We start from the raw sequence: 23,810 nt of genomic DNA, 5'->3' as shown, positions 1-23,810 counted from the left end.
ATATCGAGGGCTTTTCAGCCTTGGGAAATCAGGCCCAAGGCGGATTCAGCTTATTGGCAAGCTTCGCAATCCGGCTCGTCAATCGCGCAGGCCTTTGGCACAGGTGCCGGGCCGGCTGGAGCAGCGAGTACCGAGTCATCACCATGGTTGCCGCTGGACACAGCGTTCAGCTTACCGGTGTTGATGGTCGACTTCTCGGTGCTGGTCGCGGCCAGGGCACGGAGGTAGTAAGTGGTTTTCAGGCCACGGTACCAAGCCATGCGGTAGGTCACGTCCAGCTTCTTGCCCGAAGCGCCAGCGATGTACAGGTTCAGGGACTGAGCCTGGTCGATCCACTTCTGACGACGGCTGGCGGCGTCAACGATCCACTTGGTGTCCACTTCGAAGGCAGTCGCGTAGAGCTCTTTGAGTTCTTGCGGGATGCGCTCGATCTGCTGCACGGAACCGTCGTAGTACTTCAGGTCGTTGATCATGACCGAGTCCCACAGGCCGCGGGCCTTGAGGTCGCGAACCAGGTACGGGTTGATCACGGTGAATTCGCCCGACAGGTTCGATTTCACATACAGGTTCTGGTAAGTCGGTTCGATCGACTGCGATACGCCAGTGATGTTGGCGATGGTCGCGGTCGGCGCGATGGCCATGATGTTGGAGTTACGAATGCCTTTCTGCACACGGGCACGTACCGGCGCCCAGTCCAGGGATTCTTCCAGGTCAACATCGATGTACTTCTGGCCACGTTGCTCGATCAGGATCTGTTGCGAATCCAGCGGCAGGATGCCTTTGGACCACAGCGAACCCTGGAACGTCTCGTAGGCGCCGCGCTCGTCGGCCAGGTCGCAGGAAGCCTGGATCGCGTAGTAGCTGACCGCTTCCATGGACTTGTCGGCGAACTCGACTGCTGCATCCGAACCGTAAGGAATATGTTGCAGGTACAGCGCATCCTGGAAGCCCATGATGCCCAGGCCGACCGGACGGTGCTTGAAGTTGGAGTTCTGCGCCTGTGGCACCGAGTAGTAGTTGATGTCGATCACGTTATCGAGCATGCGTACTGCGGTGTTGACGGTGCGTTCCAGCTTGGCGGTGTCCAGCTTGCCGTTGACGATGTGGTTCGGCAGGTTGATCGAGCCCAGGTTGCAAACGGCGATCTCGTCCTTGTTGGTGTTCAAGGTGATCTCGGTGCACAGGTTCGAGCTGTGAACCACGCCCACGTGCTGCTGCGGGCTGCGCAGGTTGCATGGGTCCTTGAAGGTCAGCCAAGGGTGGCCGGTTTCGAACAGCATGGACAGCATCTTGCGCCACAGGTCTTTGGCCTGGATGGTCTTGAACAGCTTGATCTTGCCTGGGTACTGGGACAGGGCTTCGTAGTACTCGTAACGCTCTTCGAAAGCCTTGCCGGTCAGGTCGTGCAGGTCCGGCACTTCGGATGGCGAGAACAGGGTCCATGGGCCGTCATCGAAGACACGCTTCATGAACAGGTCCGGGATCCAGTTGGCGGTGTTCATGTCGTGGGTGCGACGGCGGTCATCACCGGTGTTCTTGCGCAGCTCGATGAACTCTTCGATGTCCATGTGCCAGGTTTCCAGGTACGCACACACAGCGCCTTTGCGCTTGCCGCCCTGGTTGACCGCTACGGCGGTGTCGTTCACGACTTTCAGGAACGGCACGACGCCTTGCGACTTGCCGTTGGTGCCCTTGATGTACGAACCCAAGGCACGCACCGGAGTCCAGTCGTTGCCCAGGCCGCCAGCGAATTTGGACAGCATGGCGTTGTCGTGGATCGCGTGGTAGATGCCCGACAGGTCATCCGGCACGGTGGTCAGGTAGCAGCTCGACAGCTGTGGACGCAGGGTACCGGCGTTGAACAGGGTCGGCGTCGACGACATGTAGTCGAAGGACGACAGCAGGTTGTAGAACTCGATCGCACGGTCTTCTTTGTGCTTCTCTTCGATCGCCAGGCCCATGGCCACGCGCATGAAGAACACTTGCGGCAGTTCGAAGCGGATCCCGTCCTTGTGGATGAAGTAACGGTCGTACAGGGTTTGCAGGCCCAGGTACGTGAACTGCTGGTCACGCTCGTGGTTGATCGCCTTGCCGAGTTTTTCCAGGTCGAAGGTGGCCAGGATCGGGTTCAGCAATTCGAATTCGATACCCTTGGCGATGTAGGCAGGCAGGGCCTTGGCGTACAGGTCAGCCATCTCGTGGTGGGTGGCGCTGTCGGCCACGCCCAGGAAGCCCAGGCCTTCGGCACGCAGGGTGTCCATCAGCAGGCGCGCGGTCACGAACGAGTAGTTCGGCTCACGTTCAACCAGGGTACGGGCGGTCATCACCAGGGCGGTGTTGACGTCGGTCAGGGCCACGCCGTCGTACAGGTTCTTCAGGGTTTCGCGCTGGATCAGGTCACCATCGACTTCTTCCAGGCCTTCGCAGGCCTCGGTGATGATGGTGTTCAGGCGGCCGAGGTCCAGCGGTGCAAACGAACCGTCGGCCAGGGTGATGCGGATCGACGGGTGCGCTTGCACGGCGGCTTCTTCGGCCGGGGTGCGCACGGCACGCTCCTTGGAGCGGGCGTCGCGGTAGATCACGTAGTCGCGTGCGACTTTCTGCTCGCCGGCACGCATCAGGGCCAGTTCGACCTGGTCCTGGATTTCTTCGATGTGGATCGTGCCGCCCGATGGCATGCGACGCTTGAAGGTCGCGGTGACTTGTTCGGTCAGGCGGGCAACGGTGTCGTGGATGCGCGACGAAGCGGCAGCGGTGCCGCCTTCAACTGCAAGAAACGCTTTGGTGATGGCGACGGTGATTTTGTCATCGGTGTAAGGAACGACAGTGCCGTTACGCTTGATCACGCGCAGTTGGCCAGGTGCAGTGGCGGACAGATCCATATTCGAATCTGCTGCCTGCGGCACGGAGCCCTGCGGGTTCTCGCGAGTTGTGTCGGTTTGCATGGGGGGTTGTCTCCACATTCTGTATTTATTTGGGCACCATCAAGGTGCCCACCGTTCCGTCCTGAAGCATTTACAACAGGCCTGGGCCTGGCATAACAACTTCGGGACAGGAGGAAGGGGGCTGTTCGCGCCGCTTCCATGCCGAAGTCTTCGGTTCGGGGCTTGAATGCCCTTGGCCGTATTCCTGATGGGTGACAGTTGCCAGCTTCCAGCACTGCAACACCCGTACCGTTTTCCGCTGTTGGAGCTTGAAAACGGCTGCCATCCGCTTGAGCGGTTTGGGCTTTCAAAAAATGCTTGGGTTCGACCAAACAGGAGCAAGAAAGGGCTTGAGTTTCTTGTCTGATTTGTGTTGGGTCTTTTCGCTCAAAACCCTACATGTAGGGTTTTTTTAGCGCCGAGGTACAAGATAATGCGTTTTGGGGGGCTTAGCAACGCACTGCCTGTGGATAACGCTGTGGGTAAAATGTGTATGAAACGTAGAACACCCGTGTAGGCCGCAGTGCTGCTGGATTCGGCCGTTTGTCACTGAATATTCCAAGTTAAAAACAGCCGGTTGGATTTTTGAGGGCGCGAACCCTATCACAAAAAAACGCGATCACCGAATGGATTTACCGGCTTGTGTTTGAGGGTTGGGGCATGGCTACAATCGACCTTCAATAGAGGCAGTAGTGTGCTTCCCGTACATGACAATAATTAGAATCGAGGTAGCGCATGGAGCAAGAAGCCTGGCAAATCCTGATCGTCGAGGATGACGAGCGATTGGCTGAACTGACCCGTGAGTACCTGGAAAGCAACGGCCTGCGCGTGGCGGTTGAAGGCGACGGATCCCTGGCCGCCGCGCGGATCATCGCCGAGCAACCCGATCTGGTGATCCTCGACCTGATGTTGCCCGGCGAAGATGGCCTGAGCATCTGCCGCAAGGTACGCGAGCGCTACGATGGGGTGATCCTGATGCTCACCGCCCGCACCGACGACATGGACCAGGTGCTGGGCCTGGACATGGGCGCCGATGACTACGTGTGCAAGCCCGTGCGCCCGCGCCTGTTGCTGGCGCGCATCCAGGCGCTGCTGCGGCGCAGCGAGCCGGCCGAACCCGCCACCGTGGAAAACCAGCGGCGCCTGCAATTCGGCCCATTGGTAGTAGACAACGCCCTGCGCGAAGCCTGGCTGCACGACGGCAGTATCGAACTGACCAGCGCCGAATTCGACCTGCTGTGGCTGCTGGTGGCGAATGCCGGACGCATCTTGTCCCGCGAAGAAATCTTTATCGCCCTGCGCGGCATCGGCTATGACGGCCAGGACCGCTCCATTGATGTGCGCATCTCACGCATCCGCCCGAAAATCGGCGACGATCCGATCCATCCGCGCCTGATCAAGACCATTCGCAGCAAAGGCTACCTGTTCGTCCCCGAAGCCTGCGCCGACGTGCCGCTGTGAACTCGATCTTCCTGCGCATCTATGGCGGCATGTGCGCGGCGCTGATCCTGGTGGCGCTGCTGGGCGTGCTGGCTCTGCACCTGCTTAACGAGGTGCGCAGTGGTCAGTACCGCGAGCGCCTGGCCCACGGCACCTTCGCCCTGATGGGCGACAACCTGCAGCCTATGAGCGCCATCGAACGCCAACGCGCCCTGGCAGTGTGGGAGCGTTTGCTGGGCATCCCCCTGGAGCTGTGCAGCCTCACCGACGCGCAGTTGGACCTCAGCCAGCGCAACCGCCTGCAACGCGGCCAGGTACTGGTCGAGCAGACTGGGCCCCATGCCGCCCGGGTGCTGCGCCTGGTCAGCGATAAAGAGCAATGGGTGCTGACGGGTGAGGTGCAGCAGATCAGCGAACAACTGGCCCGTGCGACTATTTACCTGCTGGCCGACGAATTGGTGCGCTTCCCCGTGGCCGAGCAGCCGCAACGGTTGGCGGATATAAAGCAAGCCAAGGGCTTTGGCTTTGAAATGCACCTGATGACCGTCGATCAGGCCGACATGGACGACGACCAGCGCCGTCGTGTGTCGGAGGGTGACACGGTGATGGCCCTGGGCAAGGGCGGCGACTCGATCCGCGTGTTCTCCGGCATCGTTGGCACGCCCTGGGTACTGGAACTTGGCCCGCTGTATCAAATGAACCCGTATCCGGTGCAATGGCTGGTCCTTATCGCCTTGATCGGCCTGACCCTGATCGGCCTCATCGTCTATTTATTGGTACGCCAGCTTGAGCGCCGGCTCCGTGGCCTGGAAGCCGCGGCGACACGCATCGCCAAGGGCAACCTGGAAGTGCGCGTGCCGGCCCGGGGCGCGGACTCGGTGGGCCGCCTCGCCGCCGCCTTCAATGGCATGGCCGAGCACTTGCAGCAATTGCTGGCGATCCAGCGCGAGCTCGTGCGTGCGGTGTCCCACGAACTGCGCACACCGGTGGCGCGCCTGCGCTTCGGCCTGGAGATGATCGGCGATGCTGCCACCCCCGAGGCCCGGCGCAAGTACCTGGAAGGCATGGACGGCGATATCCAGGACCTCGATGGACTGGTGGATGAAATGCTCACCTACGCACGGCTCGAACAGGGCGCGCCGCAGCTGACTTTTCAGCGGGTCGACCTGAGTGCGTTGCTGGATCAGGTGATTGGCGAATTATCGCCACTGCGTGCGCAGGTGGCGGTGGCGCGGGGAATCTGCTTGTCATCGGCCCATTGGGACGACGCCTGGGTCGACGCCGAGCCCCGCTATTTGCACCGCGCCCTGCAAAACCTGGTGAGCAACGCAATGCGCCATGCCAAGGGCCAGGTGCTGATCAGTTATCAGGTGGGGCAGGTGCGCTGTCGCATCGATGTGGAGGACGACGGCCCTGGTGTGCCGGAAAGTGCATGGGAGCGTATCTTTACGCCGTTCCTGCGACTGGACGACAGCCGCACCCGCGCTTCCGGCGGCCACGGTCTGGGCTTGTCGATTGTGCGGCGGATCATCTATTGGCACGGCGGGCGGGCGCTGATCAGCAAGAGCAACAATCTGGGCGGGGCGTGCTTCAGCCTGAGTTGGCCGAGGGATCAGGACAAAACCTGACACCGCCATCGGGGGCAAGTCGAGTCGTCGATGGCGATCAATCAGGCACCAACGGCCACCAGGCTCAACAACTGCCCGTTATCCACCGCAAACTGCCCAGTCAGCTCCTTGCCGTGGCACCACTCGCTGGACAGGTCAGTCAGCAGCCGCAAGCGCACATGGCCGGCCTCGGTCCATTCAACCACCTCGGCATGCTCAAAATAGAAGCGCTTCTGCACAATCGGGTAGAGCGCCTTGAACAGGCTTTCCTTGACCGAAAACGTCAGCGTCACCAGCAACGCAATCTGCTCTCGCGGCACGTTGGCCATCCGTTGCAGCTCATCAGCCGTCAGAATTTCCCCGGCCAGCCGCTCCGCCCGTTCCAGCGTCAGTACATTTTCCAGGTCCATTCCCAGCCCGCGCCATTGCGCCTTGTACCCGACAACCGCCGCAGCATGCCCGGTGCTGTGGGTGATGGAGCCACTGATGTGCCCAGGCCAGACCGGTGCACGGTCTTCGCCAATGGCCGGGACGCATTCAAGTTGGTCAAGCTGTTGCAAGGCTGCGCGGGCGCACAGGCGACCGGCCAGGAACTCGGCCTGGCGCTTGGCCACCGAGCGCTGGATGCTCGCCGGTGGCGGCACGGCGCAGTGCTCGAAATCACCCGCCGCCAACAATGCCGGGTCGAAGCGGGTGCCGATAAACACCGTGCCCGGTAAAGGTTCGGGCAGCGGCCAGTGGTCGTTGAGTGGGGTGCAGCAAGCAGGTAGACGGTTCATGGGCGGTAGTTTGCCGAGTTGACGCGCCAGAGGATACCCCGCAGCGGTGTGCCGCCTGTTCAGGGGGAGTTCAGGGGCGTTTGCGTAGGCTGGTTCCAACAGCCAAACGCGTATGAGGTAACACCATGACTGCGATCAAAAAGCTGATGTTGGCGTTGACCATGCTTAGTGCCACCGCCGGGGTCCAGGCCTCTGATGGTGACTTTGCCGCATTCGGTCGCGAGAAAACCAAGAAAACCAGCACCTTGATTCAACGCGTCAGCTTTGATGACGCAAGCAGTCAGCCTGCGCCTTGGGGTCAGTCACTGGGCGTTACTGCACCACAGCCGGCGTACCGCACCGGTTATGCGCACCTGAGCGGCCGGTTCAATGGCATTAAACTGCGCCCGCAAGACCTGCAGGGCCGCTATGATGTCCCCCTGTCGGACAGTTGATTTGCTTTGGAGAGCCTTATGAAATTGCTGGTGGTGGAAGATGAGGCGCTGCTGCGTCATCACCTGTTTACCCGCCTGACCGACAGCGGCCACGTGGTCGAGGCTGTGGCCAATGCCGAAGAGGCGCTGTACCAGACCGGTCAATTCAACCATGACCTGGCGATCATCGACCTCGGCTTGCCCGGCATGGGCGGCCTGGACCTGATCCGCCAACTGCGCAGCCAGGCCAAGACGTTTCCGATCCTGATCCTCACCGCGCGCGGCAACTGGCAGGACAAGGTCGAAGGCCTGGCCGCCGGCGCCGACGACTACGTGGTCAAACCGTTTCAGTTCGAAGAGCTGGAGGCGCGCATGAACGCCTTGCTGCGTCGCTCCAGCGGGTTCACCCAGTCGACCATCGTTGCCGGGCCCTTGCTGCTGGACCTCAACCGCAAGCAAGCGTCCCTCGACGAACAGCCGCTGGCGCTGACTGCCTACGAATACCGCATCCTTGAATACTTGATGCGCCATCACCAGCAAGTCGTCGCCAAAGATCGCTTGATGGAACAGCTCTACCCGGATGACGACGAGCGCGATCCAAACGTCATTGAAGTCCTGGTCGGTCGCCTGCGCCGCAAGCTGGAAGGCCCGGCCGGGTTCAAGCCGATCGACACCGTGCGTGGCCTGGGCTACCTGTTCAATGAGCGCTGCCGTTGATCCGCTCGTTACGCGTGCGCTTGATGCTGGCGGCCGCGACCTTGGCCGTGTTGTTTATGCTCGGCCTGCTACCGGCCATGCAGGGCGCATTCAGCCTGGCGTTGCAGGATTCCATCGAGCAGCGCCTGGCGTCGGACGTGACGACGCTGATCTCCGCCGCGCGGGTCGAAAATAATCGCCTGATGATGCCGGCGCAGTTGCCGGACGAACGTTTCAATCTCACCGACAGCCGCTTGCTCGGCTATATCTACGACCGCGAAGGCCACCTGGTGTGGCGCTCGCGGGCGACTCGGGAAGAAAACATCAATTACAAGCCGCGCTATGACGGACGCGGCAATGAGTTTGCGCGGATTCGCGAGGCGGACGGCCAGGAGTTCTTCGTCTACGACGTGGAAGTCAAACTGCTCGGCGGCAAGAGCGCGGCGTTCAGTATCGTTGCCCTGCAACCGGTGCGTGAATATCAGTTGACCCTCGAAGGCCTGCGCGAAAACCTCTACCTGGGCTTCGGTGCCGCCTTGCTGGTGCTGCTCACATTATTGTGGCTGGGCCTGACCTGGGGTTTGCAAGCCCTGCGGCGCTTGAGCCAAGAGCTTGACCAGATCGAAGGCGGCACCCGCGAAAGCCTGTCCGAACAACACCCGCGCGAACTGCTGCGCCTCACCGGTTCCCTTAACCGCTTGCTGCACAGCGAGCGTGAACAACGGGCGCGGTACCGCGATTCCCTTGATGACCTGGCCCACAGCTTGAAAACGCCGCTCGCGGTGTTGCAAGGCGTGAGCGAAGACATGGCCAAGCGCCCCGAAGACCGCGACCAGGCTTGGGTGCTGCAATCTCAGATCGAGCGTATGAGCCAGCAAATCAGCTACCAGTTGCAGCGCGCCAGCCTGCGCAAAAGCGGCCTGGTACGCCATCAGGTGCGCCTGGAACCGGTGCTGCAAAGCCTGTGCGATACGCTGGGCAAGGTCTACCGCGACAAGGGCGTCAGGGTGTCCTTTGAGTTGCCGCACGCCTGCGACGTACCGATCGAGAAGGGCGCCCTGCTCGAATTGCTCGGCAACCTGCTGGAAAACGCCTATCGACTGTGCCTGAGCGAAGTGCGCGTCAGCCTGACGGAGAATCTCGAAGGCATCGAGTTGTGCATCGAAGATGATGGGCCAGGCGTGCCGCCCGACCAGCGTGCGCGGATTCTGCAACGGGGCGAGCGGCTGGACCGCCAGCATCCGGGGCAGGGGATTGGGTTGGCGGTGGTCAAGGACATCATCGAAAGCTACGGCGCGCGGCTGACCTTGGGGGATTCGCCGTTGGGTGGGGCGGCGTTCAAGATTCATTTTCCGGCGGTGTAATCTGCAGTGTCTGGGCTTGCCCCCGATGAGCCCCTCACACACAACACACTTCTAACTCTCCTGCGCGCGATAGGCCCCCGGCGTCAGCCCCGTCCACTTCTTGAACGCCCGATGAAACGCCGACGGCTCGGAAAACCCCAACTGCTCGGCAATCTCCTGTAACGACAAATCCGCCCGTCCCAGATGGTAGATGGCGATGTCCCGTCGCAACTCATCCTTGAGCGCCTGAAAGCTGGTGCCTTCTTCACGCAAATGCCGACGCAGGGTTTGCGGGCTGATGTGCAGGTGCTGCGCAACGGCTTCCAGGTCCGGCCAGGGCGTGCGGTCGCGGCTCAGCAAGCGACGCAACTGGCTGCTCAAGCTGTCGCCTTCGTCCGGGCGTGACAGCAGGTCGGCGGGGGAGCGCTCCAGAAAGTGCTTGAGGGTGCGCTCGTCCTGTAACAGCGGCAGGCTCAGGTAGCGGGCGGGAAATACCAGGCTGCTGCTCGGTGCGCCAAACACTTGGGTGCAGGGAAACAGCAGGTCATATTCCCCGGCGTGGGCAGACATCGGGTAACTGAACGTGGCCTGGTGCAAGCGAATACGCTGGCCGATCAGCCAACTGCCCAGGCGATGCCAGATCACCAGCAGGCATTCGCTGAGGAAGTGATCCGGGTCCCAGAGTTGTGAGTCATCCAGGCTCAGTCGGGCCATTTCGCCTTCCCGCGTCAGCTGCCAGCGCGGGCCTTGCGGGAATAGGCTATAAAATAATAAGCCGCGTTCCAGAGCCTTCTCCAGGGTGCGGCAGTGGATCAACGCATGGCACATCATGGCGAAGGTGCCACGTTTGCTTGGACCGTCGGCAAAACCCAGGTACTCGTCGTCCAATGCCAACCAGAGCATTTGCAACAGCCGGGTAAATTGCTCCGGCGCCATTCGGGCGCGAGGTTCAGTCAGCAGCTCCGGGGTGATGCCCAGTTGTTGCAGCAGGGCCGAATAATCGTAACCGGCCCGACGCGCACCGCCGAGGGCGGCCCGGGCGTAGTGACTGGCGATGGTACGTTCACGCATGCGGGGCCCTCGTCCATGGAATGGCGGATGGTAGTCAGCACCCGGCAGGGCGACAAGGCGGATATCCGCCAAATTGTAGGACGCGATTGGGCACAGTGGCGGAAACTCGCCAACAGATCTGGCGCTTGGGAGGGCGCCTGAAAACCCTCAGCCCTTATGCCTGAAGGCGTTTGGCGTTTTTCGGCAAAGTGGCACGACGTTTGCGATAAGGATTACAGCGCAGGCCTGAACCTACAGGCTTCGCAAACAACAAATCCCTCCAGTGCAGGAGGGTTCGCAATTCAAGTGTCGTGGGCAATGGCGGATATTTGCCACACGGGACGATTGAGGAATTTTGCAATGACGACTCGTCAGCCAATCTACAAATCCCTGTATTTCCAGGTGATCGTTGCAATCGTTATCGGTATTTTGCTCGGTCACTTCTACCCGCAGACCGGTGTGGCCCTCAAGCCGCTGGGTGACGGGTTTATCAAACTGATCAAAATGGTCATCGCCCCGATCATCTTCTGCACCGTTGTCAGCGGCATCGCTGGCATGCAAAGCATGAAATCGGTCGGCAAAACCGGTGGCTACGCGCTGCTGTACTTCGAAATTGTTTCCACCGTTGCCCTGCTGATCGGCCTGATCGTGGTGAACGTTGTGCAACCGGGCGCCGGCATGCACATCGACGTCGCGACCCTGGACGCTTCCAAAGTCGCGGCCTACGTGACCGCCGGTAAAGACCAGAGCATCGTCGGCTTTATCCTCAACGTGATTCCGAACACCATCGTCGGCGCCTTCGCCAACGGCGATATCCTGCAAGTGCTGATGTTCTCGGTGATCTTCGGTTTCGCCCTGCATCGCCTGGGTGCCTACGGCAAGCCGGTGCTGGACTTCATCGATCGCTTCGCCCACGTGATGTTCAACATCATCAACATGATCATGAAGCTCGCGCCAATCGGTGCCCTGGGCGCCATGGCGTTCACCATCGGTGCCTACGGCGTAGGTTCCCTGGTGCAGTTGGGCCAACTGATGATCTGCTTCTACATCACGTGCCTGCTGTTCGTGCTGGTGGTGCTGGGTGGTATCTGCCGTGCTCACGGTTTCAGCGTGATCAAGTTGATCCGCTACATCCGTGAAGAGCTGCTGATCGTGCTGGGTACTTCCTCCTCGGAATCCGCGCTGCCACGCATGCTGATCAAGATGGAGCGTCTGGGGGCGAAGAAATCCGTAGTGGGCCTGGTCATCCCGACTGGCTACTCCTTCAACCTCGACGGCACTTCGATCTACCTGACCATGGCTGCCGTGTTCATCGCCCAGGCGACTGACACCCACATGGACATCACCCACCAGATCACCCTGCTGCTGGTGCTGCTGCTGTCCTCCAAAGGCGCAGCTGGCGTGACCGGTTCGGGCTTCATCGTACTGGCTGCAACCCTGTCGGCCGTAGGCCACCTCCCGGTTGCCGGCCTGGCGCTGATCCTGGGTATCGACCGCTTCATGTCCGAAGCCCGCGCACTGACCAACCTGGTCGGTAACGCGGTTGCCACTATCGTTGTGGCCAAGTGGGTCAAAGAACTGGACACCGACAAGCTGCAAAGCGAGCTGGCGTCCGGCGGTACCGGTATCTCGGAAACCCGCGAAATCGATGACCTGGGCGTGGCCGAAGGCCCGGCACCTGTCGTCAAGTAAGTCGCCGATGGCGTGAATCCGCGCCAACAGCTATCCGCAAACGCCCCGACTGGTTCGGGGCGTTTGCGTTTCTGCCCGGCCACTTTTGAATCGGTTTGCTTTACAGTAAATGAATACTTCATCAACAACGCTGGCGGGAGACTGAATGGACAGTGTGGATTTGAATGTCCTGCGCAGCGTGCTTGAGTGGCGCCGCGCCGGGCAGCGAGTGGTGTTGTACAGCGTGGTCCAGACCTGGGGCAGTGCTCCGCGTCCACCGGGGGCGATGCTGGCCCTGAGGGGCGATGGGGTGGTGATTGGCTCGGTCTCCGGCGGTTGCATCGAGGATGACTTGATCGCCCGGCTGCAGGACGGCCGCTTGCCCGATGACGGCCCGCCGGTGCAGTTGGTGACCTACGGTGTCACCCGCGATGAGGCGGCGCGTTTTGGCTTGCCCTGTGGCGGTACGCTGCGCCTGACCGAAGAGCGGGTGGACGACTGGGGCTGGGTCGCGCAGTTGCTGGCGCGCTGCGAGGATCATCAGATTGTTGCGCGGGAGCTTGATCTGGCAACTGGCGAAGTGACACTCAGCGGCGCGAGCAAGACCGATGTGGTCACGTTCGACGGCGAACGCCTGCGCGCCATCTACGGCCCACGCTGGCGCCTGCTGCTGATTGGCGCCGGGCAGCTGTCGCGCTATGTGGCAGAAATGGCGCGCCTGCTGGATTTCGAAGTGCTGATCTGCGACCCACGCGAAGAGTTCGTGTACGGCTGGGAAGAGCAACATGGCCGCTTTGTGCCGGGCATGCCCGATGAAGCGGTGCTGAATATCCAGACCGACGAACGCACGGCCATTGTCTGCCTCACCCACGACCCGCGCCTGGACGATATGGCGTTGCTGACGGCGTTGAATTCCAGTGCCTTTTATATCGGCGCGCTAGGTTCACGGGTCAATACCCAAAAGCGCCGCGAAAACCTCGCCGCGCTGGGTCTGTCGGCAGAGGCGATTGCCCGTTTGCATGGGCCGATTGGCTTGCATATCGGCAGTCACACGCCGGCGGAAATTGCGCTGTCGCTGCTGGCGGAAATTGTCGCGATCAAGAACGGCGTGGCGCCGATGCAGAAAAAACCGTTGCCGGCGGTGGCTGAGTGACCGTGACGGCGATTGTGCTGGCGGCGGGGCAGGGCAGCCGGTTCCGTGCCGAGACGGGTCAGGACAAACTCTTGGCACAATGTATCGGCCTGGACGGCGTGACGCGGCCAATGATCGAGCAGGTGCTGATGAATTTGCCGGCGAGTGTAGTGGATCGCTGGGTGGTGACCTCGCCGGGGCGTGTGGAGGTTATCCGCTTAGCTGAGGCTTATGGCTGTCAGGTCTTGCTGTTGCAATCAGCGGGGATGGGCGACAGCATCGCGGCTGCGGTTGCGGCCAGTGCATCAGCCGAGAGTTGGCTGGTGGTCTTGGGCGATATGCCGTTTATCCAGCCAGCGAGTATTGAGCGCGTGATTGGCGCGGTGTCGGCAGAGCGTATTAGTGTGCCGGTGCAGCTGGGGCAGTATGGGCATCCCGTCGCGTTTGGCCGGGCGTTCGGGCCGCACCTGATGGCGCTGACCGGTGATCGCGGTGCCAAGCTGCTGTTTGACCAGGCAGCGTTGCAGGAGGTGCAGGTGGAGGATCCAGGCGTGTTGTGGGATGTGGACGTGCCCGCGAAGTTGCAATACCGATAAATCGGCAGATAAAAAAAAGCCCCGCCTGATCACTCAGGCGGGGCTTTTTAGTAGCTACTGGAATCAGACGAGGGATTAGTCTCGTGCTTCTGTTTCCTGAGCTGCCGCAGCGGCGGCCTCAGCTTCCTTGCGACGGCGACGCACTTCACGTGGGTCGTTCGGCGCACGGCCGTTTTCGGTCAGGGCGCTGGCCGGCGCGGCTTCAACCACCGGGGCGGCGACTTCGGCAACCACTGGCGCTTCAACCACTGGCGCGGCCTCAACGACTGGGGCTGGCTCGACAACCACGGCTTCGACAACCGGCGCTGGCGCTTCTTCTACAACAGGTGCTGGAGCAGGTGCTTCAACCGGGGCGGCAGGTTCGGCAGTCCACTGGAAGGCGGTCTGTTCTTCGCGAACTTCACGCACCGCCGGGGCAGCTTCTTCGGCAGCCGGGGCTTGAACCGGAGCTTCTGCTACGGCTTCAACCACTGGTTGAGGCTCAGCAGCCGGTGCAGGTTCAACGGCAACCACTTCGGTTTCTGGCTGTGCGTCGCGAACCGGTGCTACTTCCACTTCCACTTCCGGAACCACTGGGGCTTCGATCGGGGTGGTGGCTTCGACAGCAGGGGCTTCAACAACTGGAGCTTCAACCACTGGGGCCTCGGCAACGGGTGCTTCTTCTACAGCAGGAGCTTCAACCGCGGCGGTAGCGCGTTCAGCTTGCTCGTGAGCCTGGGCTTCAGCAGGTGCGCTGATGACCGAGCTGGCAACGGCAGCGGTAACGGCCAAGCCGGCAGCCAGTTCGGCACCTGTTGGTTCGTTGGCTTCGTGAGTCGCGCCTTCAGCGTTCTCGCCGGTCTCTTCCGAGCCTTCGATCACGTTGCCGTTGGCATCACGCTGACGCTCACGACGGTTGCTGCGACGACGCTGGCCACGGGAGCGGCGGCGTGGACGATCGCCTTCGGCGTTGTCCTGGCCGTCTTCCTGCAGTTGCTCTTCGCCGGTCAGTACTTCTTCTTCGTCACTGGCAGCAGCAGCTTGCTCGGCGCGTGGTTGACGCTCCTCACGCGGTGGGCGCGGCTGGCGCTCTTCACGGGGGGCGCGCTCTTCACGCGGCTGGCGGGCCGGACGCTCTTCGGTGGTTGCAGCGGCGGCGGCAACGGCAGGTGCAGCGTCCAGTGGCTCACGCAGTTCACGCACGCGTTCTTCACGCTCGCCACGCGGCTTGCGATCTTCACGCGGAGCACGTGGGGTACGTGGTGCGCGCTCTTCACGCGGTGCACGTTCTTCACGGGCTACGGCCGGGGTTTCTTCACGGGCTTCGCGAGGTGCGCGCTCTTCACGTGGCGCGCGTTCTTCACGCGGTGCACGTTCTTCGCGAGGCTTGCGCTCTTCGTCACGGCGACCGTTGCGGTTACGGCTTTGCTGACGGCCGTTGCGACGCTCTTCGTTACGTGCAGGGCGCTCGGAAGCTGGTTTTTCAACCACAACCGGAGCCGCAGGCTCTTCCTTGGTGGCGAACAGGCTGACCAGCGACTTCACCAGGCCTTTGAACAGGCTTGGCTCAGGCAGGGCGGCTGGCGCGGCAACCGGGGCGGCAGCTTCAACCGGGACCGGTGCGTTGGCACGGGCTGGCGCGGTTTTCACGGCAGCTTCCTGGCGAACCAGGGTGCGGGTCGCGGCGGCCGGCTGGACTTCTTCCACTTCGGCGGCGGCAGCGGCGATTTCATAGCTGGACTGGCCGCTGTGGGCTTCCGGGCTGTCGTCACGCAGGCGCTGTACTTCGAAATGCGGCGTTTCGAGATGATCGTTCGGCAGGATCACGATACGAGCACGGGTGCGCAGTTCGATCTTGGTGATCGAGTTGCGTTTTTCGTTGAGCAGGAAGGCGGCAACCGGAATCGGCACTTGGGCGCGAACTTCGGCGGTGCGGTCTTTCAGGGCTTCTTCTTCGATCAGGCGCAGGATCGCCAGGGACAGCGATTCAACGTCACGGATGATGCCGGTGCCGTTGCAACGCGGGCAGACGATGCCGCTGCTTTCGCCCAGGGATGGACGCAGGCGCTGACGGGACATCTCCAGCAGGCCGAAGCGCGAGATGCGGCCGACCTGTACGCGGGCACGGTCAGCTTCCAGGCATTCGCGGACTTTCTCTTCCACGGCGCGCTGGTTCTTGGCAGGGGTCATGTCGATGAAGTCGATCACGATCAGGCCGCCGATGTCACGCAGGCGCAGTTGGCGGGCGATTTCTTCAGCCGCTTCCAGGTTGGTCTGCAGGGCGGTTTCTTCGATGTCGCTGCCTTTGGTCGCACGCGCCGAGTTGATGTCGATGGACACCAGGGCTTCGGTCGGGTCGATCACGATGGAGCCGCCGGAAGGCAGTTCGACCACGCGCTGGAAGGCGGTCTCGATCTGGCTTTCGATCTGGAAACGGTTGAACAGCGGAACGCTGTCTTCGTACAGCTTGATCTTGCTGGCGTACTGCGGCATCACCTGGCGGATGAAGGTCAGGGCTTCGTCCTGGGCTTCAACGCTGTCGATCAGCACTTCGCCGATGTCCTGGCGCAGGTAATCGCGGATGGCGCGGATGATCACGTTGCTTTCCTGGTAGATCAGGAACGGCGCGGAACGATCCAGGGACGCTTCTTTGATGGCGGTCCACAGTTGCAGCAGGTAGTCGAGGTCCCACTGCATTTCTTCGCTGCTGCGGCCCAGGCCGGCAGTACGAACGATCAGACCCATGTCGGCTGGTGCGATCAGGCCGTTCAGCGCTTCACGCAGTTCGTTGCGCTCTTCGCCTTCGATGCGACGGGAGATACCGCCGGCACGTGGGTTGTTCGGCATCAGCACCAGGTAACGGCCGGCCAGGGAGATGAAGGTGGTCAGGGCAGCGCCCTTGTTGCCACGTTCTTCTTTTTCGACCTGGACGATGACTTCCTGGCCTTCGCTCAGGACGTCCTTGATGTTCACGCGGCCTTCAGGAGCTTTCTTGAAGTATTCGCGGGAGATTTCTTTGAGGGGCAGGAAGCCGTGGCGCTCGGAGCCGAAATCGACAAAGGCAGCCTCAAGGCTTGGTTCGATGCGAGTAATACGGCCTTTATAGATGTTGGCCTTCTTCTGCTCGCGTGCACCGGATTCGATGTCCAGGTCGTAGAGGCGCTGGCCATCTACCAGTGCAACACGCAACTCTTCGGGTTGAGTTGCGTTAATCAGCATTCTTTTCATGTTGTACCGTCGGTTTCCGGGCTGCCGGAAACGGCGTTCGGCACACACGACTTCTCACGGTCGGTGTCAGGTGCGTCAAGAGTGGTTGGCCACTCCAGTGTCCAGCAAAATCGGCCAATGTGGGCCGGTATCGCGACGGACGCGTCCTGCTTGTTAGCGGTGGTGACAAAGGCACCACTTCAACAAAAGCTAAGGTCAGGAGGAGGAATCAACCGGCGACTGTGGACGAGATGAAGCGTCTAAATATAAGCCTAGTGCTACACGGTCCGACGGTTGTGCATCTCCACCCTACACGTATCCCTGATAATTCGGGTGCTGCCGCGCGCAGAATCCGCAGCGGGTTGGCATTTACCGTGTTCTCCAATGGGGAGTTCACGCTCATGGCTAAACAAGACTGAATGTGGGCGACTGCGCTCACACTCAGCTCTTAACAGGCGTTGTTTCCGAAGCATTCGCCGTGGTCTGGCACAAGACTGACTGCACTTTGTGAACTGGCCGTAAATATCGGCGCAGAACGCGAGTATTCACTCTGCTTTCTGCACTCGCTTCAGGCCTCATGTCACCTGCGCTTGTTACAATCTCGAACCTTCCAGGGTGACGAAAGCCCCGTAGGACGGCCTCGCGTCCTGATGAATTGCGATGGTCAGGGCCGGCAGTTTGCCGCAAGTCCTCTGTCCAGGCCGCTTTTGGCGGCGTTCGCGACTATAGCAGCAATGATTAAGTGCTTCAATTCCATAAAAAATTGTTATCATCGCCGCCATGACGACTACCGCCCCCCAGACCCCCAGCGTCCAGCTGCTTGAGGTCTCGCCGGAATATGCCGGCCAACGCATCGACAACTTTCTCCTGGCCAGGCTCAAAGGCGTGCCCAAGACCTTGATTTACCGCATTTTGCGTAAAGGCGAAGTGCGCGTGAACAAGGGTCGGATCAAGCCCGAGTACAAGCTGCAGGCGGGCGATATCGTCCGTGTGCCGCCGGTACGCGTGCCCGAGCGGGACGAACCTGTGCCCCTGGCCCAGGGCCTGCTGCAACGCCTTGAGGCGTCGATTGTCTTCGAAGACAACAAGCTCATCGTGATCAACAAGCCCTGCGGCATTGCGGTCCATGGTGGCAGCGGCCTGACGTTCGGGGTGATCGAAGCCTTTCGTCAGTTGCGCCCTGACGCCAAGGAGTTGGAGTTGGTCCACCGATTGGACCGCGACACCTCCGGGCTGTTGATGATCGCCAAGAAACGCAGCATGTTGCGCCACCTGCACACCGCCCTGCGTGGTGATGGCGTGGACAAGCGCTACATGGCGCTGGTGCGTGGCAACTGGGCCAGCTCCATCAAAAGCGTTCGTGCACCGTTGCAGAAGAGCAACCTGCGTTCCGGCGAGCGTATGGTTGAAGTGGACGAGGAGGGCAAAGAAGCCCTGACCCTGTTCAAGGTGCTGCGCCGCTTCGGTGACTTCGCCACTATGGTCGAGGCCAAGCCGGTGACTGGCCGTACCCACCAGATTCGTGTGCACACCTTGCATGCGGGCCACTGCATCGCTGGCGATACCAAATACGGCGACGAAGACTTTTCCAAGGAAATTCGGGACTTGGGCGGTAAGCGCCTGTTTCTCCATGCCTACATGCTGACTGTACCGCTGCCGGATGGTGGCGAACTGAAATTGCAGGCGCCGGTGGACGAGATGTGGGCCAAGACCGTGGAGCGTTTGAGTGTCGCACCTTGACTACAAGCTGCTGATTTTTGATTGGGACGGGACGCTGGCCAACTCCATTGGTCGCATTGTCGAGTCGATGCACATGGCGTCCACCCGCTCAGGCTTTGCGCTGTGCAGCGACTTGGCGGTCAAGGGCATTATTGGTCTGGGCCTGCCTGAAGCGATCCGTAGCCTGTACCCCGAAATCAGTGACGCTGAGCTGATCGCCTTTCGCGAACATTACGCTGATCACTACATTGCGCTGGAAGCTGAGCCTTCGCCGCTGTTTGAGGGCGTTGTGCAATCGCTGGAGGTGTTTCGCGCCGAGGGTTATCACTTGGCTGTCGCCACCGGCAAGGCTCGGCGCGGGCTGGATCGGGTGCTCAAGGCTCATGGCTGGGAAAATTACTTCGACATCACCCGCGCAGCGGATGAAACCGCCAGCAAACCTCACCCTCTGATGCTGGAGCAGATCCTGGCTCATTGCGGCGTGTCGCCGCGTCAGGCGCTGATGGTGGGCGATGCCTCCTTCGACCTGATGATGGCGCGCAACGCTGGCATGGACAGCGTGGCGGTCAGCTATGGCGCCCAGGCTGCCGAGGCCTTGCAGCAATACGAGCCTCGGCTGACGATTGATCATTTTTCCGAATTGCAGGCCTGGCTGAGTCGGGCCCAATAAGTCTTTGCTGGGGTTGATGGTATGAGTGACGAGTGGAAAGCGCCTGAAAAGGCTGGAAGTAGTGACGATAAAAGCTGGAAGCTGCTGGAGAAAACCCTCCTGGCTGGCGTCCAGGAGCAGCGTCGCGCACGGCGTTGGGGGATCTTCTTCAAGCTGCTGACCTTCACGTATCTGTTGCTCATGCTGGCGCTGTTCAGTCCGCTGATGGATATGGAGAAAAGCGCAACCCGTGGCGCCAACTACACCGCGTTGATCGAAGTGCGCGGCGTGATTGCCGACAAGGAGCCAGCCAGCGCCGATAACATCGTCGGCAGCCTGCGCGCTGCCTTCGAAGATCCCAAGGTCAAAGGCGTGATCCTGCGCATCAACAGCCCTGGCGGCAGTCCGGTGCAGTCGGGTTATGTGTATGACGAGATTCGTCGTCTGCGCGGCCTGCATCCAGATATCAAGCTGTACGCGGTGATTTCCGACCTGGGTGCTTCGGGGGCCTATTACATTGCCAGTGCTGCTGACCAGATTTATGCCGACAAGGCCAGCCTGGTGGGTTCCATTGGTGTGACGGCGGCCGGTTACGGCTTTGTCGGTGCCATGGAGAAGCTTGGCGTTGAGCGTCGCACCTACACGTCGGGCGAGCATAAGTCGTTCCTGGATCCGTTCCAGCCGCAAAAGGCCGATGAAACCCAATTCTGGCAAGGCGTGCTCGATACTACTCATCGCCAGTTCATTGCCAGCGTGAAGCAGGGGCGTGGTGATCGTTTGAAGGATAAAGACCATCCGGAGCTGTTCTCCGGGTTGGTGTGGTCCGGCGAGCAGGCGTTGCCGCTGGGCTTGATCGATGGCCTAGGCAGTGCCAGTTCGGTGGCGCGGGACGTGATTGGCGAGAAGGAGTTGGTGGATTTCACGGTTGAGGAATCGCCGTTTGATCGCTTCTCCAAGAAGCTCGGTGCCAGCGTGGCGGAGAAGCTGGCCTTCTATATGGGCTTCCAAGGCCCGACCTTGCGCTGAGCCGCAGGTTACATGTAGATCAAAATGTGGGAGCGGGCTTGCCCCCTCCCACATTTGGTTTTGTGGCGTTCTCAGGGGGTCTGTACGCCTTCGGCCAGCAGCATATCTACCAGTCGGATCAGTGGCAGGCCTACCAGGCTCGTCGCATCCGGTCCTTCGGTGCTTTGAAACAGGCTCACGCCCAACCCTTCAGCCTTGAAACTGCCTGCACAGTCATAGGGCTGCTCTATGCGCAGGTAACGCTCGATGCGTTCAGCGTCCAACTCGCGCATGTGCACCGTAAAAGGTACGCAGTCGACCTGGCAGCGGCCTGTCTCAGCATTGAGCAGCGCCAGGCCAGTCAGGAAGCTCACGCGCTTGCCGCTGGCGGCCAGTAACTGCTCGCGGGCGTTTTCGAACGTGTGCGGCTTGCCGATGATGCGGCCGTCCAGCGCAGCGACTTGATCCGAGCCGATAATCAAGTGGCCAGGGTGACTGGCGGCGAGGGCGCGCGCTTTCTCTTCTGCCAGGCGCTTGACCAGCTCCACGGCGGATTCATTTGCGCCGTGGCTTTCGTCGATATCCGGCGAACTGCACGTGAACGGCAGCTGCAGTCGGCTGAGCAATTCCCGGCGGTAAACCGAGCTGGAAGCGAGCAATAAAGGCAACATATACGACTCCTCAAGGCAGCCGCCGATTCTAGCGGGGCGACCGGCTGACGCACAGGGCTGAATTTCCTTTGACATGGCTGGGTGCATCCCTATAATGCTGCGCCTATGTTGAATGACCCGATTCCACCTCACGTTGACCCGCGCAAATTGGCTGATCGTGGCACTTCCCTTCAAGGTGAATTGCTGCTGGCCGATTTGGAGAGACTCTGCGACCCGCTTTCCGACACTGTCGGTACGGTGCAGGCCAAATTCGTTTTTGAACGAGATGAACGTAAATCTGTGGTAATCCACAGCTTTATCGACACCGAGGTCAAAATGGTTTGCCAGCGTTGTCTTGAGCTGGTCACCCTGCCGATTCACAGCGAATGCAGTTACGCTGTGGTGAAGGAGGGTGCGAATACCCAGTCGTTGCCGAAAGGTTATGACGTGCTGGAACTGGGCGAAGATCCATTGGATCTGCATGCACTGATCGAGGAGGAGCTTCTGCTCGCCTTGCCCATTGTGCCTGCTCATCATCCGGAAGAATGCCAGCAGCCGGAGGGTCTCGATGACGAGGCCGAACCGAGCGAGGACGAGGTAACGCGGTCCAACCCGTTCAGTGTATTGGCGCAGTTAAAGCGTGACCCAAACGTTTAGGAGTTAATCAATTATGGCTGTTCAGCAGAACAAAAAATCCCGTTCCGCCCGTGACATGCGTCGTTCGCACGATGCCCTGACGGCGAGCACTCTGTCTGTAGAAAAAACCACTGGTGAAATTCACCTGCGTCACCACGTATCGCCAGAAGGCGTATACCGTGGCCGTAAAGTGATCGACAAGGGCGCTGACGAGTAATCACTTGTCTGCTCAAGTCATCGCGATTGACGCAATGGGCGGGGACTTCGGTCCCCGCAGCATTGTTCAGGCCTGCATTGCCAGCCTGATTGCTACGCCCTCGCTGCACCTGACCCTTGTCGGTCAACCCTCACTCCTTGAAGAATTGATTGCCAGCCATCCGGTTGTGGATCGCGCGCGCCTGACAATTACGCCGGCCAGCGAAACCATCAGCATGGATGACAAGCCGGCGACGGCCCTGCGCGGCAAGCCTGACTCTTCAATGCGCGTGGCCTTGGAATTATTGCGTGATGGCAAGGTGCAGGCCTGTGTCAGTGCCGGTAATACCGGAGCGTTGATGGCATTGTCGCGGCATGTGCTCAAGACGCTGCCCGGCATTGATCGGCCGGCGATGGTTGCGGCGATTCCAACGCAGAAAGGCTATTGCCAGTTGTTGGACTTGGGCGCGAACGTGGATTGCAGTGCCGAGCACTTGTTCCAGTTTGCCGTGATGGGCTCGGTGGCCGCTGAGGCGCTGGGTGTGGCCCGACCGCGCGTGGCCTTGCTGAACATCGGCACCGAAGACATCAAGGGCAATCAGCAGGTCAAGCTTGCCGCCACGCTATTGCAGGGCGCTCGGGGCTTGAATTACATCGGTTTTGTCGAGGGTGACGGCTTGTACCGTGGCGAAGCGGATGTGGTGGTGTGCGACGGTTTTGTCGGTAATATCCTGCTTAAATCCAGCGAAGGCCTGGCAACCATGATCGCCACGCGCATCGAGACGTTGTTCAAGCGCAACCTGGCATCGCGCCTCGTAGGGGCCTTGGCGCTGCCGTTGATGCGGCGTCTGCAGGCTGACCTGGCTCCGGCGCGGCACAATGGTGCGAGTTTTCTCGGGTTGCAGGGCATCGTGGTGAAAAGCCACGGTTCGGCCGGCGTGGAAGGTTTTCAAAGTGCGATTGCGCGGGCCTTGATCGAAATCCAGGAGAACCTGCCGCAACGCTTGCACGGACGTCTTGAGGATCTGTTGCCTTAGGCGAATTGGCCCCGGAGTGCTTAAATGTGACCGGCCAGTTCAATTGACCATCCAATCTGTCAGTTTCGTGCGCTCCCACAGTCGGCGCGCGCATTTTTGACGACCAGATCATTAGGGGCTTGTTACATGTCTACATCCCTCGCATTCGTCTTTCCAGGGCAGGGTTCGCAGTCCCTCGGCATGTTGGCCGAGCTGGGCGCGCAATACCCGCTGATCCTGGATACCTTCAAGGAAGCTTCCGAGGCCCTGGGTTACGACCTGTGGGCGCTGACCCAGCAGGGGCCGGAAGAACAGCTCAATCAAACCGATAAAACCCAGCCGGCCATCCTGACCGCTTCGATCGCCCTGTGGCGCTTGTGGTTGGCCGAAGGCGGCGCGCGCCCGGCATTCGTCGCCGGTCACAGCCTGGGCGAATACAGCGCCCTCGTTGCGGCGGGCAGCCTGACTCTCGCGGAAGCGGTCAAGCTGGTCGAGCGCCGTGGTCAACTGATGCAGGAAGCCGTTCCGGCCGGGCAGGGCGGCATGGCCGCTATCCTGGGGCTGGACGACGCGGTGGTGATCGAAGCCTGTGCCGAAGCGGCTCAGGGCGAAGTCGTCAGCGCGGTGAATTTCAACTCTCCTGGCCAGGTGGTGATTGCCGGTGCCAAGGCGGCGGTCGAGCGTGCCATCGAAGGCTGCAAAGCCCGTGGCGCCAAGCGCGCGCTGCCGTTGCCGGTGAGCGTGCCGTCCCACTGCGAATTGATGCGCCCGGCGGCCGAGCGGTTTGCTGAGTCCATTGCAGCCATCAACTGGCAGGCACCGCAGATCCCGCTGGTGCAGAACGTCAGCGCGGCCGTCGCCGCCGACCTCGACACCCTCAAGCGCGACCTGCTGGAGCAGCTCTACAAGCCGGTACGCTGGGTTGAGTCGGTCCAGACGTTGGCCGCCAACGGCGCGACCGAGCTGGTCGAGTGTGGTCCGGGCAAAGTCCTGGCCGGCCTGAACAAGCGTTGCGCTGACGGCGTGTCGACCGCCAACCTGAATACCCCGGATGCCTTCGCTGCCGCTCGTGCGGCACTGGCCTGAACTCAGAACCCTGAAGA

At 60.9% G+C, this 23,810-nt stretch carries 20 protein-coding genes; 15 read left to right on the top strand and 5 right to left on the bottom strand.

Annotation, left to right across the window (positions count from 1 at the left end):
• Positions 1-50: 50 nt before the first annotated feature.
• Positions 51-2,945 (bottom strand): ribonucleoside-diphosphate reductase subunit alpha, encoded by a 2,895-nt coding sequence (locus DNK50_RS24750; protein ID WP_099587187.1) that lies wholly within the window; start codon positions 2,943-2,945, stop codon positions 51-53.
• A gap of 714 nt (positions 2,946-3,659) precedes the next feature.
• On the opposite strand from DNK50_RS24750, the gene DNK50_RS24745 reads away from it, so the two are divergent.
• Together DNK50_RS24745 and DNK50_RS24740 are read left to right on the top strand one after the other, a co-directional pair.
• The gene (locus DNK50_RS24745) at positions 3,660-4,385 is read left to right on the top strand and encodes a response regulator (RefSeq protein WP_112196510.1); all 726 of its coding nucleotides are present in this window, start codon (positions 3,660-3,662) and stop codon (positions 4,383-4,385) included.
• Entirely contained in the window at positions 4,382-5,992 is a 1,611-nt protein-coding gene (locus tag DNK50_RS24740) for an ATP-binding protein (protein WP_112196509.1), read from the top strand. Before DNK50_RS24745 ends, DNK50_RS24740 begins: the two co-directional genes overlap by 4 nt.
• Positions 5,993-6,033: 41 nt before the next feature.
• On the opposite strand, the gene DNK50_RS24735 is transcribed toward DNK50_RS24740, so the two are convergent.
• Complete coding sequence (locus tag DNK50_RS24735) at positions 6,034-6,750, bottom strand: 4'-phosphopantetheinyl transferase (RefSeq protein ID WP_112196508.1); 717 nt, start codon at positions 6,748-6,750, stop codon at positions 6,034-6,036.
• Between the two features lie 125 nt (positions 6,751-6,875).
• On the opposite strand from DNK50_RS24735, the gene DNK50_RS24730 reads away from it, so the two are divergent.
• Genes DNK50_RS24730 through DNK50_RS24720 form a run of 3 tightly spaced genes read left to right on the top strand, consistent with a single transcriptional unit; the run spans position 6,876 to position 9,223 of the window.
• Positions 6,876-7,184, top strand: a complete 309-nt coding sequence (locus DNK50_RS24730; RefSeq protein ID WP_099587183.1) for a hypothetical protein — start codon at positions 6,876-6,878, stop codon at positions 7,182-7,184.
• A gap of 18 nt (positions 7,185-7,202) precedes the next feature.
• Positions 7,203-7,880 (top strand): response regulator, encoded by a 678-nt coding sequence (locus tag DNK50_RS24725; protein ID WP_017138377.1) that lies wholly within the window; start codon positions 7,203-7,205, stop codon positions 7,878-7,880.
• The gene (locus tag DNK50_RS24720) at positions 7,877-9,223 is read left to right on the top strand and encodes an ATP-binding protein (RefSeq protein ID WP_112196507.1); all 1,347 of its coding nucleotides are present in this window, start codon (positions 7,877-7,879) and stop codon (positions 9,221-9,223) included. Before DNK50_RS24725 ends, DNK50_RS24720 begins: the two co-directional genes overlap by 4 nt.
• A gap of 51 nt (positions 9,224-9,274) precedes the next feature.
• Here DNK50_RS24720 and DNK50_RS24715 read toward each other — a convergent pair whose 3' ends face one another.
• Positions 9,275-10,273, bottom strand: a complete 999-nt coding sequence (locus tag DNK50_RS24715; RefSeq protein WP_112196506.1) for an AraC family transcriptional regulator — start codon at positions 10,271-10,273, stop codon at positions 9,275-9,277.
• A 339-nt stretch (positions 10,274-10,612) separates the two neighbouring features.
• On the opposite strand from DNK50_RS24715, the gene DNK50_RS24710 reads away from it, so the two are divergent.
• From DNK50_RS24710 to DNK50_RS24700, 3 genes are all read left to right on the top strand, one after another.
• Positions 10,613-11,944: a dicarboxylate/amino acid:cation symporter gene (locus DNK50_RS24710; protein WP_099587180.1), complete on the top strand. Its 1,332-nt coding sequence runs from the start codon at positions 10,613-10,615 to the stop codon at positions 11,942-11,944.
• 145 nt (positions 11,945-12,089) lie between these two features.
• Positions 12,090-13,076 (top strand): XdhC family protein, encoded by a 987-nt coding sequence (locus DNK50_RS24705; protein WP_112196505.1) that lies wholly within the window; start codon positions 12,090-12,092, stop codon positions 13,074-13,076.
• Positions 13,073-13,651, top strand: coding sequence for an NTP transferase domain-containing protein (locus DNK50_RS24700; protein ID WP_112196504.1), 579 nt, complete (start codon positions 13,073-13,075; stop codon positions 13,649-13,651). The genes DNK50_RS24705 and DNK50_RS24700 overlap by 4 nt, the downstream gene beginning before the upstream one ends.
• A 75-nt stretch (positions 13,652-13,726) precedes the next feature.
• Here DNK50_RS24700 and rne read toward each other — a convergent pair whose 3' ends face one another.
• Entirely contained in the window at positions 13,727-16,858 is a 3,132-nt protein-coding gene (gene rne, locus DNK50_RS24695; RefSeq protein WP_177411565.1) for a ribonuclease E, read from the bottom strand.
• A 759-nt stretch (positions 16,859-17,617) separates the two neighbouring features.
• Between rne and rluC the strand changes: the two genes are divergently transcribed.
• From rluC to DNK50_RS24680, 3 genes are read left to right on the top strand one after another with little or no spacing between them, the layout of a single operon-like run.
• Complete coding sequence (gene rluC, locus DNK50_RS24690; protein WP_071483181.1) at positions 17,618-18,577, top strand: 23S rRNA pseudouridine(955/2504/2580) synthase RluC; 960 nt, start codon at positions 17,618-17,620, stop codon at positions 18,575-18,577.
• Positions 18,564-19,226 carry an HAD-IA family hydrolase gene (locus tag DNK50_RS24685; protein WP_112196502.1) on the top strand — a complete coding sequence of 221 codons (663 nt, stop codon included), beginning with the start codon at positions 18,564-18,566 and terminating at the stop codon, positions 19,224-19,226. The genes rluC and DNK50_RS24685 overlap by 14 nt, the downstream gene beginning before the upstream one ends.
• A 21-nt stretch (positions 19,227-19,247) precedes the next feature.
• Positions 19,248-20,231 carry a S49 family peptidase gene (locus DNK50_RS24680; RefSeq protein ID WP_099587175.1) on the top strand — a complete coding sequence of 328 codons (984 nt, stop codon included), beginning with the start codon at positions 19,248-19,250 and terminating at the stop codon, positions 20,229-20,231.
• 71 nt (positions 20,232-20,302) lie between these two features.
• On the opposite strand, the gene DNK50_RS24675 is transcribed toward DNK50_RS24680, so the two are convergent.
• Positions 20,303-20,881: a nucleoside triphosphate pyrophosphatase gene (locus tag DNK50_RS24675; RefSeq protein WP_099587174.1), complete on the bottom strand. Its 579-nt coding sequence runs from the start codon at positions 20,879-20,881 to the stop codon at positions 20,303-20,305.
• 105 nt (positions 20,882-20,986) lie between these two features.
• On the opposite strand from DNK50_RS24675, the gene DNK50_RS24670 reads away from it, so the two are divergent.
• The 4 genes from DNK50_RS24670 (at position 20,987) to fabD (ending at position 23,793) form a co-directional block, all read left to right on the top strand.
• Positions 20,987-21,517: a YceD family protein gene (locus DNK50_RS24670; protein ID WP_032886799.1), complete on the top strand. Its 531-nt coding sequence runs from the start codon at positions 20,987-20,989 to the stop codon at positions 21,515-21,517.
• Positions 21,518-21,530: 13 nt separating this feature from the next.
• Complete coding sequence (gene rpmF, locus DNK50_RS24665; RefSeq protein WP_008152339.1) at positions 21,531-21,713, top strand: 50S ribosomal protein L32; 183 nt, start codon at positions 21,531-21,533, stop codon at positions 21,711-21,713.
• Positions 21,714-21,717: 4 nt separating this feature from the next.
• Positions 21,718-22,728 (top strand): phosphate acyltransferase PlsX, encoded by a 1,011-nt coding sequence (gene plsX, locus DNK50_RS24660; RefSeq protein ID WP_099587173.1) that lies wholly within the window; start codon positions 21,718-21,720, stop codon positions 22,726-22,728.
• Positions 22,729-22,854: 126 nt separating this feature from the next.
• Positions 22,855-23,793: an ACP S-malonyltransferase gene (gene fabD / locus DNK50_RS24655; RefSeq protein ID WP_090400419.1), complete on the top strand. Its 939-nt coding sequence runs from the start codon at positions 22,855-22,857 to the stop codon at positions 23,791-23,793.
• The last annotated feature ends 17 nt before the right edge of the window (positions 23,794-23,810 follow it).

It is taken from the genome of Pseudomonas sp. LG1E9 (assembly GCF_003290225.1).
Taxonomy (GTDB): Bacteria; Pseudomonadota; Gammaproteobacteria; order Pseudomonadales; family Pseudomonadaceae; genus Aquipseudomonas; species Aquipseudomonas cyclaminis.
Note: the sequence above shows the minus strand (reverse complement) of the source record. Positions and strands in the feature narration are given on the sequence as shown.

Excerpts from the sequence above, each read along its gene's own strand:
- DNK50_RS24710 (WP_099587180.1), top strand. The coding sequence starts at position 10,613 with ATGACGACTCGTCAGCCAATCTACAAATCCCTGTATTTCCAGGTGATC.
- DNK50_RS24730 (WP_099587183.1), top strand. The coding sequence starts at position 6,876 with ATGACTGCGATCAAAAAGCTGATGTTGGCGTTGACCATGCTTAGTGCC.
- DNK50_RS24675 (WP_099587174.1), bottom strand. The coding sequence starts at position 20,881 with ATGTTGCCTTTATTGCTCGCTTCCAGCTCGGTTTACCGCCGGGAATTG.
- DNK50_RS24750 (WP_099587187.1), bottom strand. The coding sequence starts at position 2,945 with ATGCAAACCGACACAACTCGCGAGAACCCGCAGGGCTCCGTGCCGCAG.
- DNK50_RS24670 (WP_032886799.1), top strand. The coding sequence starts at position 20,987 with ATGTTGAATGACCCGATTCCACCTCACGTTGACCCGCGCAAATTGGCT.
- DNK50_RS24715 (WP_112196506.1), bottom strand. The coding sequence starts at position 10,273 with ATGCGTGAACGTACCATCGCCAGTCACTACGCCCGGGCCGCCCTCGGC.
- rne (WP_177411565.1), bottom strand. The coding sequence starts at position 16,858 with ATGAAAAGAATGCTGATTAACGCAACTCAACCCGAAGAGTTGCGTGTT.
- rpmF (WP_008152339.1), top strand. The coding sequence starts at position 21,531 with ATGGCTGTTCAGCAGAACAAAAAATCCCGTTCCGCCCGTGACATGCGT.
- rluC (WP_071483181.1), top strand. The coding sequence starts at position 17,618 with ATGACGACTACCGCCCCCCAGACCCCCAGCGTCCAGCTGCTTGAGGTC.
- fabD (WP_090400419.1), top strand. The coding sequence starts at position 22,855 with ATGTCTACATCCCTCGCATTCGTCTTTCCAGGGCAGGGTTCGCAGTCC.
- DNK50_RS24680 (WP_099587175.1), top strand. The coding sequence starts at position 19,248 with ATGAGTGACGAGTGGAAAGCGCCTGAAAAGGCTGGAAGTAGTGACGAT.
- DNK50_RS24705 (WP_112196505.1), top strand. The coding sequence starts at position 12,090 with ATGGACAGTGTGGATTTGAATGTCCTGCGCAGCGTGCTTGAGTGGCGC.
- DNK50_RS24735 (WP_112196508.1), bottom strand. The coding sequence starts at position 6,750 with ATGAACCGTCTACCTGCTTGCTGCACCCCACTCAACGACCACTGGCCG.
- DNK50_RS24725 (WP_017138377.1), top strand. The coding sequence starts at position 7,203 with ATGAAATTGCTGGTGGTGGAAGATGAGGCGCTGCTGCGTCATCACCTG.
- DNK50_RS24745 (WP_112196510.1), top strand. The coding sequence starts at position 3,660 with ATGGAGCAAGAAGCCTGGCAAATCCTGATCGTCGAGGATGACGAGCGA.